Here is a 14196-nt window from a genome sequence, read left to right on the forward strand (position 1 = left end):
TCGGCGTCTATGATGGCGCCAGCAAAGAGGTTTTCATGCGTCATTCCGAGTACAGGGCCCTGTTCGCAGCGGTCAGCGTCGTCGCCCTGCTGTCGTCCGGCTCCGTTTTCGCCCAAACTCCGGCCGACACCCGCATCGGCGCCGAGGTCCGCGGAAGGCTGGAGGAGGGGGATGCGCGCACGCGCGGCGGCGACGCCTATCGCTATGACGACTATCGCGTTCAGCTCCGCGCCGGTCAGCGGCTTCAGGTTGAAATGCGCAGTAGCGACTTCGACGCCTATCTGGAGATCTATGCCGAGGGGCGGACCTCAGGCGACAGTCTCGCCTCAGACGATGACGGCGCGGGCAGCGGCGCCAACGCCCGGTTGCGCTTCACGCCGGAAAGCGACGGCGTCTACATCGTGCGCGCACGGCCTTTCTCGGGATTGGAAACCGGCGCCTATACGCTGGCGCTCAGTGAACGCGTCGCCCCACGTCAGCCGCGTCCGGGACGGATCTCGGTCGGAGGGAATGTTTCGGGCCGTTTGACCTCTGGCGACGCCGAGGACGAGGACGGCAATAATTTCGACGCCTTCGCCTTCCGCGCGGGCGCCGGAGAGCGCGTGGCGGTCTTGCTGGAATCCGACGACTTCGATCCGCTTGTGCGCATCGGTCGTGTGGTCAACGGCTCCTTCGTGCAGGCGGCCGAGAATGACGATGGCGCCGGCAAGGGCTTGAACTCCTACCTCGTCTTCACGGCGCCCCAGGCGGGCGAGTATGTGATCCAGGCCGCTTCGCTCGGCGGCGGCGCCGAGGGCGACTATCGCCTGTCGCTGGAACAGGGGCCGCCGGCCCCGGAGGCGCGCAGCATCGCGATCGGCGACGAGGTTGATGGTCGTCTGGACGAGGACAGCGCCCGCAGCGACGCGGGCGCCCCCGCCGACCTCTATCGATTTACCGGCCGCGCCGGTCAACGCGTGGCCATCAGCCTGACGGCGGATGATTTCGACAGCTACCTGGAGCTGTTCGACGCCAACCATAATAGCCTGGCCACAGACGACGACGGGGGCGGCGAGCTGAATGCGCGCCTGACCTTCGTCCTGCCCGATGATGGCGACTATCTGATCGAGGCGCGCGGCTTCTCGGACGCCACGGGATCCTATGACCTGAAACTGGAAGAGGTGGCCCCGCCGCCGCCGCCCACGGCGCTCAGCTTCGGCCAAACCGTGCAGGGCGACTTGAAGGAAGGCGGCGCGACCGATGAGGCCGGACGCCTGTTTGACGGCTACGCCTTCACAGGAACCGAGGGGCAGCGCGTCCAGGCCGTCATGCGTTCCGGCGATTTCGACGCCCTGCTACAGGTCGGCAAGGCGGGCGAGGAATTCGAAGAACTGGCTTCCGACGACGATGGCCTACGTCAGGGCACCGACGCGCGGCTGACCTTCACATTGCCAGAGGACGGTGACTATGTTCTTCGCGCGCTGCCCTATTCGAGCAGCGGCAAGGGGCTCTATTCCCTGGAGTTCGCTGACCGCGGGCCAGAGCCCGGGCCGGGCAGCCTTCTGATCGGCTCGATCGCTCGCGGCAGCCTGACCGAAGCCGATGCCATGAACGACGAGGGCGTCTCCTTTGACGCCTACACCTTCAAGGCCAAGGCGGACGAGAAGCTGCGCTTCATCATGATCTCGCCGGCCTTCGACGCCTTTGTCGAAGTGGGCGAGGACAAGGACGGCGACTTCCGTAGCCTGGCGGAAGACGACGACAGCCTGTCAGACACCCACGCCCGTCTGGACTGGACCGCGCCCCGCGACGGCGCCTATGTCGTGCGCGCCCGCAGCTTCGCCCCGGGCTCGACCGGCGACTATGTGCTGACGGTCGAGCGTCAGCCCTGACGATCCCGACATGAGCGATGATCTGATCCTTGGCCGAAAAGACCAGCATCTCGACGTCGTGCTGTCTGGCGGCGGGCGGCACGCCCTGGCGTCTGGCTTCGACGACTGGCGCTTCGTCCACGAGGCTCTGCCGGACCTGGATCACGCCAAGATCGACCTGGGCGCCGATTTCCTGGGGCGACGCCTGCAGGCGCCCCTGTTGATCAGCGCCATGACCGGCGGTCCGGCCCGCGCTGAGGCCATCAACGCCCGTCTGGCCGAGGCGGCCCAGCATCTAGGCATCGCCCTCGCGGTCGGATCCCAGCGCGCCGCCATCGAGGGCGAGGCGACCGGCGGGCTGGACCGCTCGCTGCGTGACCGCGCCCCTGACACCCCGATCCTGGCTAACATCGGCGCTGCGCAACTCACCCGCGGTTTCGGCGTCGAGCAGGCCCGGCGCTCGCTCGACATGATTGGAGCCGACGCCCTGGTGGTGCACCTCAATCCCTTGCAGGAAGCCTGTCAGCCCGAGGGCGACCGCGACTGGTGGGGCGTCGGCGCCGCGCTTCAGGCGCTGATCCGCGATCTGGATGCGCCGGTCCTCGTTAAGGAGACGGGGGCGGGGATTTCCGCCGTTACGGCCCAGCGCCTGATCGCCATGGGCGCGGCCGGGATCGACATGGCCGGGGCCGGGGGCGCCAACTGGGGCCTGATCGAGGGCGAGCGCGCTGTGGATCAGGCGGACAAGGTCCATGCCGCCGCCTTCGCCGCCTGGGGCATCCCCACCGCCCGCGCCATCGCCGAGGCTCGCAACGCCTTGCCCGAAGCCCTGATTATCGGCTCCGGCGGCGTCCGCGACGGCGTCGATGTCGCCAAGGCCGTCCGCCTGGGCGCCGACCTGGTCGGCATGGCCTCGGGCGTCATTCAGGCGGCGACCATATCCACCGAGGCGGTGGTCGATCACTTCCAGACCGTTATCCGGCAACTGCGCACCGTCTGCTTCTGCACCAACGCCGCCGGCCTTCCGGCGCTGAAGCGCGTTCCCTTGCTAAGTGTAAAATAAATCAACTGTTTAGATGCCCGGGCTAGGGCGCTAGTTCGGCATATCCACGGAGATTCCCATGCGCACCCTTTTGATGACGACAGTCCTGGCGTCGGCTCTGGCTGTAGCCGGCGCCGCCTCGGCCCAGAGCACCATCCGCCCGGGCCAGACGGTGCAAGGCAATTTCACCGCCAAGGACGCCCGCATGGGCGACGGTTCGCACTACCGTTGCTACGTCGTCCAGACCAATGCCGACGAGGCCTATACGGTGACGCTCAACTCGTCGGATTTCGACACATATCTGTCCGCTGGCGAGGGCGCGGACTGCGATGACACCTCTATCACCAATGACGACGGCCCCGACATGGGCACGAACTCGCAGCTGCGCTTCGCCTCCAGCGGCGGCCTTTGGATCATCAAGGCCAACACCCTGAGCGAGGGCGAGACCGGCCGTTATGAGCTGCGCATCTCCTCGGGCGAGCGGGTCCGTCCGACCACGCAGGTCCTGCCGATTTCAGTCGGCGAAAGCCGTTCGGGGCGTCTGGAGTTCAGCGATCGTCGCGCCGACGATGGCTCGTTCTACGACTGCTACGCCCTGACCACCTCGCGCGCGGGCAGCGTCGCCATTCGTCTCGATTCCGGCGACTTCGACGCCTATCTGGGCCTGTATGAAGGGCCGCAGTGCGACGGCGACTCCCTGGCTAGCGACGATGACACCGGCGGCGGCACCAGCGCCCAGATCGTGCAGGAGCTTCGTCCAGGCGCCTACTCTATCCGCGCCAACACGCTCGGCTCGGCGGAAGAGGGCGACTACACCCTCAGCGTCACCTCGCGCCGATGACGATGGGGCGGCCTAGACCTTCCTAGTCGAGGCCGCCTTCGTCTAACGGGACCGTGTCAATGGTCGCCGTCGTCGATCCGCCTGCATCGGCGAAGCTGCGCGCGTCTTCTGACGCCTCTTGCGGCCGGGGTTGATCGAAGCCGAAGCTGTAGTCGTCAGGCTCCAGCCGGGGCGGCGCGGCGGGGCGCAGAGAGGTCCATACCAGCCCGCCAGTCTGATCTCTCGGCGCGGCCGAGGGCTCGGGCTCGACCCAGGCCGCCTCGACATAGGCGTACTCGGCGTCGAGGACGGCGGGCGGCTGGAGCCGCTCAGGGTCATGGACGTAGCCTTCACGCAGTTCGCCGACCGTCAGGATGGCGCGGTCGGGAAGATCCGGTTCTTGGGGAGCGACCACTTCGATTTGCAGGGGGCTGCCGTCGGGGGCGTGATTTGCACTGGCCGTCGAGTTCCAGGCAGCCCAACCGCCGGCGCCCACAACCACCAGGCCCAAAGCCAGCCCGGTCAAAACCAGGGTCTTCATTCTGATGGCTCCAGCACGGCGCGGCTCAGGCGCCGCACATGACTAAGCGATCAGAGGCTCTCCGGGTTCACGCTGAGGGCCATGGATTTTCGGCGGCGTCGACGCCTTCCATCTGCGATGCTCTCTGCGGTTTACGCCGAGGGCAACAGGTCGCCGGCGAAGGCGCGATAGCGTCCAGCCCGCACCCCGTCTGTCGCTCGGGCGATGTCCGGCGCGAAGTAGCGGTCGGACGAATAGGGTTCGGCCGCCTCGCGCACGATGGCGTAGGTCTGCTCCAGTTCCGGCGACGAGGTCAGGGGACGACGGAAGTCGATGCCTTGCGCTGCGGCCAGCAGTTCGATGCCGACCACGGTCGCCGTGTTGGCGGCCATGTCCAGCAGGCGGCGCGCGCCGTGCGTGGCCATCGACACGTGGTCTTCCTGATTGGCGCTGGTCGGCACGGTGTCGATGACGCAGGGATGAGCGACCATGCGGTTCTCGGCCACCAGGGCCGCCGCCGTGACCTGGGCGATCATGAAGCCCGAGTTGACGCCGCTGTCCTTGACCAGGAAGGCGGGCAGGTCAGTCATCTTGGGGTCGACCAGGATGGAGGTGCGGCGCTCACTGATGTTGCCGATCTCGCAAAGGACCATGGCGATCTGATCGGCTGCATAGGCGACGGGTTCCGCGTGGAAGTTGCCACCCGAGATGACGTCTCCGTCTTCGATGAAGACCAGAGGATTGTCGGTCACGGCGTTGGCTTCACGCTCCAGCATGGCGGCGGCGTTGCGCAGGACGTCCAGGGTCGCGCCCATGACCTGGGGCTGGCAGCGCAGCGAATAGGGGTCCTGCACCTTGGCGCAGTCGTGGCGGTGGCTGTCGCGGATGGCGCTGCCGGCCAGCAGCTCACGTAGGCGGCGCGCCACGTCGATCTGACCCGGCTGGCCGCGCAGGGCGTGGATGCGGGGATCGAACGGCGCGTCCGATCCCATCAGGGCGTCGACCGACAGGGCGCCGGCGGCGACGGCGGCGGCGAAGACGTTCTCGGTCGCGAACAGACCGGCCAGGGCCAGGGCCGTCGAGCACTGGGTGCCGTTTAGCAGGGCCAGGCCTTCCTTGGGGCCCAGGACGACGGGCTTCAGCCCGGCCTTGGCCAGGGCCGTGACGGCGTCCAGCGTCTGACCCTGATAACGGGCCTCGCTGACGCCGATCAGGACGCAGCTCATGTGGGCCAGCGGGGCCAGATCGCCCGAGGCGCCGACCGAGCCCTTGGCCGGGATCAGCGGCAGGACCTCGGCGTTGACCATGCCGATCAGGGTCTCCAGCGTGTGACGCCGAACGCCCGAGGCGCCCTTGGACAGGCTGGCGATCTTCAGCACCATCAGCAGGCGGGTGACGTTCTCGTTCAGCGGCTCGCCGACGCCGCAGGCGTGGCTGAGCACCAGGTTCTTCTGAAGCGTTTCAAGGTCTTCCGCCGCAATGCTGGTGTTGGCCAGCAGGCCGAAGCCGGTGTTGATGCCATAGACCGTGCGACCCTCGGCCAGGATGGCGGCGACGACCGCGGCCCCCTTCTCGACATTGGCCCAGGCGGCGTCGGTCAGGCTGACGGCGACGGGACCGTCGAGCACCGTGCGGAGCTGGGCGAGGGTGAGCGGCGCGGCGCCGATTTCAATCTTGATGGTCATAGGCTTACAGGTCCAGCGAGGGCAGGTTCAGGCCGTTGGCGCGCGCGGCGTCCTTGGCGATCTCATATCCGGCGTCGGCGTGGCGCATGACGCCGGTGGCCGGGTCGTTCCACAGGACGCGTTCCAGACGCTTGGCGGCTTCATCCGTGCCGTCGGCGACGATGACGACGCCCGAGTGCTGGCTGTAACCCATGCCGACCCCGCCGCCGTGGTGCAGCGACACCCACGAAGCGCCGGACGCCGTGTTCAGCAGGGCGTTCAGCAGGGGCCAGTCGGACACGGCGTCGGAGCCATCCATCATCGCCTCGGTCTCGCGGTTCGGGCTGGCGACGGAGCCGGAGTCCAGATGGTCGCGACCGATGACGATGGGGGCCTTCAGTTCGCCCGAGGCCACCATGTCGTTGAACATCCGGCCGGCGCGGTGACGGTCGCCCAGGCCGATCCAGCAGATGCGCGCGGGCAGGCCCTGGAAGGCGATGCGCTCGCCCGCCATGTCCAGCCAGCGGTGCAGGCCGGCGTTGTCGGGGAAGAGCTTCTTCATCGCCTCATCCGTCTTGCGGATGTCCTCGGGATCACCCGACAGGGCGGCCCATCGGAAGGGCCCCACGCCGCGGCAGAACAGCGGGCGGATATAGGCAGGCACGAAGCCGGGGAAGTCGAAGGCGTTCTCGATGCCCTGATCGAAGGCGACCTGACGGATGTTGTTGCCATAGTCGACGGTGGGGATGCCCATGGCGTGGAAGTCGAGCATGGCCTGAACGTGGACGGCCATGGATTTGCGCGCGGCGGCCTCGACGGCGGCGGGGTCGCTGACGCGCTTTTCTTCCCACTCGGCGACGGTCCAGCCGGAGGGCAGGTAGCCGTTGACGGGGTCGTGGGCGCTGGTCTGATCGGTCACCAGATCGGGGCCGACGCCGCGCTTGACCATTTCAGGCAGAAGGTCAGCCGCATTGCCCAAGAGGCCGATCGACAAGGCTTTCTGGTCCTTGAACGACTGCTCCAGCAGGGCCAGGGCCTCGTCCAGGGTCTCAGCCATGACGTCGACGTAGCGGGTGCGCTGGCGGAACTCGATACGGCTGCGCTGGCATTCGATGGTGATGCAGGACGCGCCGGCCATGGTCGCGGCCAGGGGCTGGGCGCCGCCCATGCCGCCCAGGCCCGCGGTCAGGATCCACTTGCCCGACCAGTCGCCGCCATAGTGCTGGCGACCCGCCTCCATGAAGGTCTCATAGGTCCCCTGAACGATGCCCTGGGTGCCGATGTAGATCCACGACCCGGCCGTCATCTGGCCGTACATCATCAGGCCCTTGCGATCGAGCTCGTTGAAATGCTCCCAGGTCGCCCACTTCGGCACCAGGTTGGAGTTGGCGATCAGGACGCGCGGCGCGTCGGCGTGGGTGCGGAAGACGCCGACCGGCTTGCCCGACTGGACCAGCAGGGTCTCGTCGGCTTCCAGCGTCTTTAACTGTTCGACGATGGTGTCGAAGGCCTGCCAGTTGCGGGCCGCCTTGCCGATGCCGCCATAGACGACGAGGTCCTCGGGACGCTCGGCCACCTCGGGGTCGAGGTTGTTCATCAGCATCCGCATGGCCGCTTCGGCGGCCCAGGTCTTGGCGGTCTTTTCAGCGCCGTGCGGGCTGCGGATGATGCGGGTGTTGGGCGTGGCGCTCATCGATTCCTCCATGCGGCCCAAAGTGCGGGTTGGGCCGTCGTTTGGGGGAGTGTTATGTCTAGACATTATCGCGTACAAGAGGCAGTTTCGATTCATGGATCATGAGCCGCTTCATCGACGGATCGCCGGCGACATCGAGCGCCGCATCGCCTCGGGCGAGTGGCGGCCGGGCTTCCGCATCCCGACCGAGGCCGAACTGATGGCCGAATACGGCTGCGCCCGGATGACGGTGTCGCGCGCCATGACGGACCTGTCGGCGCGGGCCCTGGTGGTGCGGCGTCGGCGGGCCGGGACAGTGGTGGCCCATCCGCCGGTGCATTCCTCGGCCCTGGTCGCCATCCCCGACATCCAGTCCGAGGTCGAGGGCAGGGGGCTGGCCTACGCCCATTGCCTGCTGGGCCGGATCGTCCGCCCGGCGCGTGCCGACGAGGGCCTGGGCGAGCGGGTGGTCGAGCTGGAGACCCTGCATCTGGCCGACGACCTGCCCTTCGTCTTCGAACGCCGCCTGATCTCTCTGACCGCCGCGCCCGAGGCCGAGGCTGCCGACTTCACCACCCAGCCGCCGGGCGGCTGGCTGCTGGCCCACATGCCCTGGACCGAGGCCGAGCACCGGATTTCCGCCGTCGGCGCCGACGTTGAGACCGCCAAGCATCTGGGTCTGGCCGACGGCGCCCCCTGTCTGCGGCTGGAGCGTCGCACCTGGCGCGACGGTCAGGGCGTGACCTGGGCGTGGCAGACCTTCCCCGGCGCGGCCTATGATCTGGTCGCCCGCTTCTCCCCGACTAAAGGATGACGTTGATGAGCGAACCGTCTGAAGCCCTCGGTTGGCGCTCTGTCGCGGACCTGGTGGGCAACCATCCCGACGCTAGCGTCGCCCTGATCGGCGCGCCGCTGAACGAGCGGTCCCTGACGCCGGGTCGCTGCGACCTCGGCCCCAAGGCCCTGCGCGCCGTCCTGCCGCGCCTGTCCACCTATGACGTCGAGACCGGTCTGGATCTGGAGCTCAAGGTCCACGACGCCGGGGACGTGGCGCTGAAGGCTGCCTCGCCGTTCGACGCCTTCGAGCCGGTGCGCGACGCGGTGAAGGCGCAGGCCCATCGCGCCATGACCATCCTTGTCGGGGGCAACAACGCCATCACCCGGCCCGGTGTTCACGCCCTCGGCCTCGACCGCGTCGGCGTGCTGACGCTCGACGCCCATTTCGATTTGCGCGACACGGATCAGGGCCTGACCAACGGCAATCCGATCCAGGCTCTGTTGGACGATGGGCTGGACGGCCATCGCATCAGCCAGGTGGGCCTTGCGCCCTTCGCCAACACCCGTCGCGCCCATGAAAAGGCCGAGGCGGCGGGCATCAGCGTCCGCACCGCCCGCGAGTGCCGTCAGCGCGGTCTGGCGACCGTCGTGGTCGAGGAACTGGAGCGCCTGTCGTCGCTATGCGAGGTCATCTACGTCGACTTCGACATCGACGTCATCGACCGCAGCCAGTGGCCCGCCAGCCCCGGCGCGCGCCCCGGCGGGGTTTCGGTCCACGACTTCTTCGACGCCGCCCGCGCCATCGGCGCCCATGCCAAGGTCCGCGCCGTCGACCTGACCGAATACGACCCGTCGCTGGAAGTCGGCGACCTCGGCTCCCTGACGGCAGGGCGTTGGTTCTGTGAACTGCTGGCTGGAGTCGCCGCACGATGATCTCCCCTGCCGCTCATCCCCGCGGAGGCGGGGACCCAGTGCTTTGGCTTGCAGACGCAGCCATTGAGAATGTGCGTTCGACTATCCTGAAACCTCTGCGCCTCGCTGGACAGAACTGGGTCCCCGCCTCCGCGGGGATGAGCGGAGAAAGCAAATGATCCTCGCTGACCGCCTTCTCACCGACTGCCACGTCGCGACCATGACCGAGGGCGGCGCCCCCTATGGCGTGATCGAGGACGCCGCCATCCTGATCAAGGATGGGCGCATCGCCTGGGTCGGTCCGCGCGCGGACCTGCCTGTGCACAAGGCTGTGGAAACCGACCGTCTGGGCGGGCGCTGGGTCACGCCGGGCCTGATCGACTGCCACACCCATCTGGTCTTCGGCGGCGACCGCTCGGGCGAGTTCGAGCGGCGGCTGGAGGGCGCGACCTATGAGGAGATCGCGCGGGCCGGGGGCGGCATCGTCTCCTCGGTCAAGGCGACGCGCGAGGCCAGCGAGGACGAACTCTACGCCTCGGCCTGCAAGCGTCTGGAGGGGCTGAAGGCCACCGGCGTGACCACGCTTGAGATCAAGTCCGGCTATGGCCTGGACCACGACAGCGAGCTGAAGATGCTACGCGTCGCCCGCCGCATCGGGAAGGACGCCGGGGTGCGGGTCCGCACCTCCTATCTGGGGTTGCACGCCGTCCCGCCGGAGCACAAAGCCGACCGCGCGACCTATGTGGACAAGGCTGTGGATCAAATCCTGCCCGCCGCCCATGCCGAGGGTCTGGTCGACGCCGTCGACGCCTATTGCGAGCCCATCGCCTTCACCACGGACGAGGTCGCTCGCCTGTTCGACAAGGCTGAGGCGCTGGGTCTGCCGGTCAAGTTGCACGCCGATCAGCTGTCGGACGGCGGCGGCGCGGCCCTGGCCGCCCGCTATCACGCCCTGTCCGCCGACCATATCGAGCACACGACCGAGCCGGGGGTTCAGGCCATGGCCGAGGCAGGCGTGGTCGCGGTCCTGCTGCCCGGCGCCTTCCTGATGCTGCGCGAGACCAAGGCGCCGCCCGTCGCCCTGCTGCGCCAGCACGGCGTGGCCATGGCGGTGGCGACCGACTGCAACCCCGGCACCTCGCCCGTCGCCTCGATGACGGCGGCGCTGAACCTGGCCTGCGTCCAGTTCCGCCTGACCCCGGAAGAGGCCATCGCTGGCGCCACCCGTCACGCCGCCCGCGCCCTGGGGTTGCAGGATGAGGTCGGAACCGTGGAAGCCGGCAAGGCCGCCGACCTGGCCGTCTGGGACATCACCCGCCCGGCCGAGCTCTGCTACTGGCTCGGCGCGCCCCTGCTGCATCGGCGCTACCTTGGCGGTTCAATCACCTAAAAGTTGCATTTTTCTGTATTTTTAATCTAGGGTTGTTGGCGGGGAGGCCGACAATCCATGGATGCAGACGACTTCATTCGCCGCTGGTCCGAGGCGCCGATCAGCGAGCGCGCCCACTATCAGACCTTCGTCGCCCAGTTGTGCCGCCTGATCGGCGTCGCGGCCCCCGATGATGAGCGGGCAGGCGACCTCGACTACTGCTTCGAGCGGCCCGTGAAATTCCTGCATGAGGATGGCGGCAGCCACCCCGGCTACATCGACTGCTACCGACGCGGCGCCTTTGTTCTGGAGGCCAAGCAGTCGGGCAAGCGCGGGGCGGGCGGGGCGTTGGACCCCCAACCTCAACTCGCCCTGTTCGGCGGGCGGGGCCGCAAGACGACGGCGCCTGCGTCCAATGCGCTCGAAACCCTGATGCGCAACGCCAAGCGCCAGGCCGAGAACTACGCCAAGGCCTTGGACGAATGGCCGCCCTTCATTGTCGTTGTGGACGTGGGCCGCGCCATCGAGCTGTGGTCCGACTTCGGCCGCCAGGGCAAGGCCTATGTCCCGTTCCCCGACCGCGCCCGCTATCGCATCGACATGGCCGATCTGCGCGATGAGAACGTACGCGAACGGCTGAGGCGGGTCTGGGCCGATCCGATGAGCCTGGACCCCGCCGCGCGCGTGGCCGAGGTGACGACCGACATCGCCTCGCGTCTGGCCTGGCTGGTGCGCTCCATCGGCGCGCGGGCGCCGGCGGGGCCGTCCGGGCGGCCAGACGTCGTGACCCGGGCGGCGCGAGCCAATCAAACGGCGCTGTTCGTGATGCAGTGCATCTTCGCCATGTTCGCCGACAGTGTCGGCCTGATCGAGGACAGGGGATTTCGCCGCTTTCTGGAAAGCTACCGCGGACAGGCGGATCAGTTCCACCTGGGGGCGGGCGACTTCTTCAGGCGCATGGACCAGGGCGGGCACTGTTCTGCGCTTCGCCAGAACCTGCGCCGTTTCAATGGGGGCTTGTTTCGGCAGGCAGCGGCCCTGCCGATCACCGAGGACGAGCTGGAGGCCCTGATCGCGGCGGCGCGTCGGGACTGGGCATCGGTCGAACCCGCCATCTTCGGCGCCCTGCTGGAGCAGGCGCTGGACCCGACCGAGCGAGGTGAACTGGGCGCCCACTATACGCCGCGCCCCTATGTCGAACGGCTGGTCGAGCCGACCATCATGGAGCCGCTGCGCGCCGACTGGGAGGCGGCCGAGGCCAGCGCCATCGGCCTCTACATGGCGGGCGATCACAGGGGGGCGAGGCAGTTGGTGCGCCAGTTCCACCATGACCTGTGTCACGTCCGTGTGCTGGACCCCGCCTGCGGCACCGGCAATTTCCTCTATGTCGCCATGGGCATGATGAAGGAGCTTGAGGGCGAGGTTCTGGCCGTTCTGGCCGAGATGGGCGAGGCGCAGGGCCTGTTGGCGCTGGACGGCCACACTGTCAGTCCCGAACAGTTCTGGGGGCTGGAGAAGAACGCCTACGCCGCCTGGATCGCTGAAATGGTGATGTGGATCGGCTACCTGCAGTGGCATTTCCGGGTCTTTGGCGACGCCAAGCCGTCGGAGCCGATCCTGAGGAATTTCGAGAAGATCCGGCAGACGGACGCGCTTTTGTCCTGGTCGCGCGAGGAACTGGTACGCGACGCCGTGGGGCGGCCCATCACACGCGCGCGGCCCAGACCCCGACAAGGGCGCAAGGACGGTGACCCGCCCGTTCTGTTTCCTGTGGCCGAGGAACGCGAGGTGCTCCGCCTGATCGACCCGCGTCCGACGCCGTGGCCGGACGTCCATTTCATTATCGGCAATCCGCCCTTCATCGGCGGCAAGGATCTGAGGCGCGAGCTGGGCGACGGCTATGTCGACGCCTTGTGGCAAGTGCGGCAGGGTCGGTTCCGCTCGGCTGATCTGGTCACGGCATGGTGGGACCGGGCGGCGGACATCCTGACGGCCAAGGGCTCCAACCTGCGCCGGTTCGGCTTCATCACCACCAACTCGATCACCCAGACCTTTTCCCGACGCGTGCTGGAGCATCATTTGAAGGGCGCGCCGCCGATGCGGCTGCTCTTCGCCATTCCCGACCACCCCTGGATCAAGGGCGGCGACCGGGCCGCTGTCCGCATCGCGATGACCGTGGCCGAGCGCGGCGAGCCGGACGGGCAGGGGCGGCTGCTGACGGTCAAGTCTGAAACGGGCTTGCACACCGACGCGCCAGAGATCGTCTTCTGTGAGGCGCGCGGCGCGATTTCAGCGGATCTGACCGTGGGAGTGGATGTGACCGAAGCTGTCGAGCTGAAGGCCAACGCCCTTCTGTGCTCGCCGGGGGTCAAGCTGCACGGCGCGGGCTTCATCGTCGCGCCGGACCGGGCGGCGGCCCTGCTGTCGGCGTCAGAGCCCGAGGCGGCCTCGCCGATCCGCGCCTATCGCAACGGCCGCGATCTGGCGGACCGCCCGCGCGGCGTGAACGTCATCGACCTGTTCGGCTGGGGGGAGGCCGAGGCAAGGCGGCGTCACCCGGCGATCTTTCAACACCTCCTTGAGACGGTGAAGCCGGAGCGGGACCGCAACAACCGGGCCTCCTATCGCGAGAACTGGTGGATTTTCGGCGAGCCGCGTCGCGAACTGCGGCCAGCGCTGGAAGGCTTGCGGCGCTATATCGCCACGGTCGAGACGGCCAAGCATCGCTGGTTCCGGTTTTTGGACGGGGACATCCTGCCGGACAATCGGTTGGTCTGTATGGCGTTGGACAGCGCGGCGATCTTGGGCGTCCTATCGTCACGTCTCCATGTGGACTGGTCGCTGGCGCAAGGCGGCACACTCGAGGACCGACCCGTCTACTCCAAGGGCGCATGCTTCGATTCCTTTGCCTTCCCGGACCTTCACGGCAAGGACGGGGCCGAGATCGCGGCCCTGGCCGAAGAGATCGACGAGCTGCGAAGACGGGTGTTGGCCAGGCACGCCTTCCTGACCATGACCGGCCTCTATAACGCCCGGGCGCGGCTATCGTCCGGCGAGCCCATGACCGAAGCCGAGCGCGTGATTCATGATGCGGGCTGCATCGGCCTGTTGGACCATCTGCATCGACGGCTGGATGCGGCCGTACTGGGCGCCTACGGCTGGCCGGCCGACCTGTCAGCTCAGGAGGCGGTGGCGCGTCTGGTCGCCCTGAACCGCGAGCGCGCTGCCGAGGAGGCGGGCGGAGAGGTGCGATTCCTGCGGCCTGAGTTCCAGACGGGACGCGTGAGAACCCTGCGGCGTCCGGTGCAGATCGAGGCGTCGCTGGATGTCGCCGCAAGCCTGCCGCCCTTGCCGGAAGCTCCGGGGCCTATGGCCTCGGCTCTGTTGCACGCCTTGCGGCAGGAAGGCGTGCCGGTCGGCCCGCGCGCTCTGGCGGCCCGGTTCGGCGGGCGTCGGGGGCGGCGGATGGAGGACCGCATCGAACAGACCCTGGCCGTCCTGGCCGTGGCGGGGTCGGTGCAGCGCACCCAGGACGGATGGTTCACCCCGCGGCGAGTCTGATGCTAGCCT

10 protein-coding genes are annotated in these 14196 nt (G+C 68.0%); 7 read left to right on the forward strand and 3 right to left on the reverse strand.

Going from position 1 to position 14196, the window contains the following annotated elements:
* The first annotated feature begins 35 nt into the window (after positions 1–35).
* The 3 genes from ACOZBP_RS01180 to ACOZBP_RS01190 are packed head-to-tail and all read left to right on the forward strand — an operon-like array spanning position 36 to position 3733.
* Positions 36–1871: a PPC domain-containing protein gene (locus tag ACOZBP_RS01180; protein ID WP_422674632.1), complete on the forward strand. Its 1836-nt coding sequence runs from the start codon at positions 36–38 to the stop codon at positions 1869–1871.
* 10 nt (positions 1872–1881) lie between these two features.
* Positions 1882–2913, forward strand: coding sequence for a type 2 isopentenyl-diphosphate Delta-isomerase (fni, locus tag ACOZBP_RS01185; protein WP_422674633.1), 1032 nt, complete (start codon positions 1882–1884; stop codon positions 2911–2913).
* A 58-nt stretch (positions 2914–2971) separates the two neighbouring features.
* Positions 2972–3733 (forward strand): peptidase, encoded by a 762-nt coding sequence (locus tag ACOZBP_RS01190; RefSeq protein WP_422674634.1) that lies wholly within the window; start codon positions 2972–2974, stop codon positions 3731–3733.
* A 22-nt stretch (positions 3734–3755) separates the two neighbouring features.
* Here ACOZBP_RS01190 and ACOZBP_RS01195 read toward each other — a convergent pair whose 3' ends face one another.
* From ACOZBP_RS01195 to hutU, 3 genes are all read right to left on the reverse strand, one after another.
* Complete coding sequence (locus ACOZBP_RS01195; protein WP_422674635.1) at positions 3756–4253, reverse strand: hypothetical protein; 498 nt, start codon at positions 4251–4253, stop codon at positions 3756–3758.
* 131 nt (positions 4254–4384) lie between these two features.
* Entirely contained in the window at positions 4385–5917 is a 1533-nt protein-coding gene (hutH, locus tag ACOZBP_RS01200) for a histidine ammonia-lyase (RefSeq protein ID WP_422674636.1), read from the reverse strand.
* Between the two features lie 4 nt (positions 5918–5921).
* Positions 5922–7589: a urocanate hydratase gene (gene hutU, locus ACOZBP_RS01205; protein WP_422674637.1), complete on the reverse strand. Its 1668-nt coding sequence runs from the start codon at positions 7587–7589 to the stop codon at positions 5922–5924.
* Between the two features lie 94 nt (positions 7590–7683).
* Here hutU and ACOZBP_RS01210 point away from each other — a divergent pair, with 94 nt between their 5' ends.
* The 4 genes from ACOZBP_RS01210 (at position 7684) to ACOZBP_RS01225 (ending at position 14187) form a co-directional block, all read left to right on the forward strand.
* Complete coding sequence (locus ACOZBP_RS01210; RefSeq protein ID WP_422674638.1) at positions 7684–8382, forward strand: UTRA domain-containing protein; 699 nt, start codon at positions 7684–7686, stop codon at positions 8380–8382.
* A 5-nt stretch (positions 8383–8387) separates the two neighbouring features.
* Entirely contained in the window at positions 8388–9278 is an 891-nt protein-coding gene (locus tag ACOZBP_RS01215; RefSeq protein WP_422674639.1) for an agmatinase family protein, read from the forward strand.
* Between the two features lie 157 nt (positions 9279–9435).
* On the forward strand, positions 9436–10647 hold the full coding sequence (gene hutI, locus ACOZBP_RS01220) for an imidazolonepropionase (RefSeq protein ID WP_422675468.1): 1212 nt from the start codon (positions 9436–9438) through the stop codon (positions 10645–10647).
* A 57-nt stretch (positions 10648–10704) separates the two neighbouring features.
* Positions 10705–14187: a class I SAM-dependent DNA methyltransferase gene (locus tag ACOZBP_RS01225; protein WP_422674640.1), complete on the forward strand. Its 3483-nt coding sequence runs from the start codon at positions 10705–10707 to the stop codon at positions 14185–14187.
* Positions 14188–14196: the final 9 nt, after the last annotated feature.

Origin of the sequence: Brevundimonas sp. NPDC058933 (assembly GCF_049315965.1) — a bacterium.
In the GTDB taxonomy this organism is placed as follows: domain Bacteria; phylum Pseudomonadota; class Alphaproteobacteria; order Caulobacterales; family Caulobacteraceae; genus Brevundimonas.

Coding starts and splice junctions, on each gene's coding strand:
- ACOZBP_RS01180 (WP_422674632.1), top strand. CDS start 36: ATGCGTCATTCCGAGTACAGGGCCCTGTTCGCAGCGGTCAGCGTCGTC.
- fni (WP_422674633.1), top strand. CDS start 1,882: ATGAGCGATGATCTGATCCTTGGCCGAAAAGACCAGCATCTCGACGTC.
- ACOZBP_RS01190 (WP_422674634.1), top strand. CDS start 2,972: ATGCGCACCCTTTTGATGACGACAGTCCTGGCGTCGGCTCTGGCTGTA.
- ACOZBP_RS01195 (WP_422674635.1), bottom strand. CDS start 4,253: ATGAAGACCCTGGTTTTGACCGGGCTGGCTTTGGGCCTGGTGGTTGTG.
- hutH (WP_422674636.1), bottom strand. CDS start 5,917: ATGACCATCAAGATTGAAATCGGCGCCGCGCCGCTCACCCTCGCCCAG.
- hutU (WP_422674637.1), bottom strand. CDS start 7,589: ATGAGCGCCACGCCCAACACCCGCATCATCCGCAGCCCGCACGGCGCT.
- ACOZBP_RS01210 (WP_422674638.1), top strand. CDS start 7,684: ATGGATCATGAGCCGCTTCATCGACGGATCGCCGGCGACATCGAGCGC.
- ACOZBP_RS01215 (WP_422674639.1), top strand. CDS start 8,388: ATGAGCGAACCGTCTGAAGCCCTCGGTTGGCGCTCTGTCGCGGACCTG.
- ACOZBP_RS01225 (WP_422674640.1), top strand. CDS start 10,705: ATGGATGCAGACGACTTCATTCGCCGCTGGTCCGAGGCGCCGATCAGC.